This window comes from Gammaproteobacteria bacterium, from assembly GCA_035279405.1.
Taxonomy (GTDB): domain Bacteria; phylum Pseudomonadota; class Gammaproteobacteria; order Natronospirales; family REEB76; genus REEB76.
This window is the reverse complement of sequence record DATEHU010000054.1, coordinates 1-1,158: the sequence shown is the minus strand read 5'-3', so window position 1 is coordinate 1,158 and position 1,158 is coordinate 1. Positions and strand designations below refer to the sequence as shown.

Here is a 1,158-nt window from a genome sequence, read left to right as displayed (position 1 = left end):
CTAGTGTAGTGTCCTCGAAGTGTCTGCCTTTATTTCTTCGAGTTTAATGCGGGCGCGGTTGATTTTTTCCAAAATGGCTGCCCCGTCTGCACGCCACACATAACGTTGGGGTTGGCGGTTGCGTTGGGCCAACCAAACGTTGATCGTGCGGACCAGCGCCGGCACACTTTGGAAGCTGCCCTCACGCACCACTTCCTCGGTGAGGTCCCGGAAAAAGCGTTCCACCAGATTGAGCCAGGAGCTGCTGGTGGGCGTGAAGTGCTGTTGGATTCGTGGGTGCCGGGCCAGCCAGGCCTTGACCGCGGGATGTTTGTGCGTGGCGTAGTTGTCCACGATCAGGTGCAGGGTCAGAGCGGGCGGCGTTTGGCGTTCGATTTGCCGCAGGAACCGCAACCATTCCACATGGGTGTGCCGGGTCTCGGTGCGCGCAATCACGCGGCCATCCAAAGTGTTCAAGGCGGCGAAGAGCGTCGTGGTGCCGTGGCGCACATAGTCATGGGTACGCGTGCGAATGTGGCCCAGGCCCAAGGGCAGCCCGGGTTGGCTGCGCTCCAGCGCCTGACATTGGCTCTTCTCATCGCAGCACAGCACCAAAGCCCGCTGTGGAGGATTCAAATACAGGCCGATGATGTCCCAGAACTTGGGCTCAAATTGGGGGTCGGCGGACAGCTTGAAGGTGCGCACCTGATGCGGCTTCAAATCGTTGGCCTGCCACAATTGCTGCACCCGGCTCTTGGACAAGCCGGCGTGGCGAGCCATGCTCCGCACGCTCCAACGGCTTCGTCCCTTGGGCGGTTGCGTCACCGTCGTGAGCACTTTGGTCACCGTGGCCGTGGCCAGCGACACCGGCCGCCCCGAACGCGGCGCATCGTCCAGTCCCACCAGGCGCTCTGCCGCAAACCGGCGCCGCCAAACCCCGACCGTGTGCGGGGTGGTTTCCAGTTCGGCCGCTATGTCCCGGTTCTCCCATTGTTGTGCGGCCAGCAAAACGATGCGGGCTCGCAAAACCTCCTGCTGGGTGGAACGGCGATCCTGCACGTGGGTGTTTAGTTGTTTGGCTTCCGAATCGGTCAAGACCAAGGGCTGAGCATGGCGTGGCATAACCCAAGAATACCCCACAAACCAATAATGTCAATCACTTATTGGACACTACACTAG

At 60.8% G+C, this 1,158-nt stretch carries 1 protein-coding gene; it reads right to left on the bottom strand.

From position 1 onward, the window contains the following. On the bottom strand, nt 1–1,101 hold the full coding sequence (locus tag VJR90_11050; GenBank protein ID HKV98006.1) for an IS630 family transposase: 1,101 nt from the start codon (nt 1,099–1,101) through the stop codon (nt 1–3). Nucleotides 1,102–1,158: the final 57 nt, after the last annotated feature.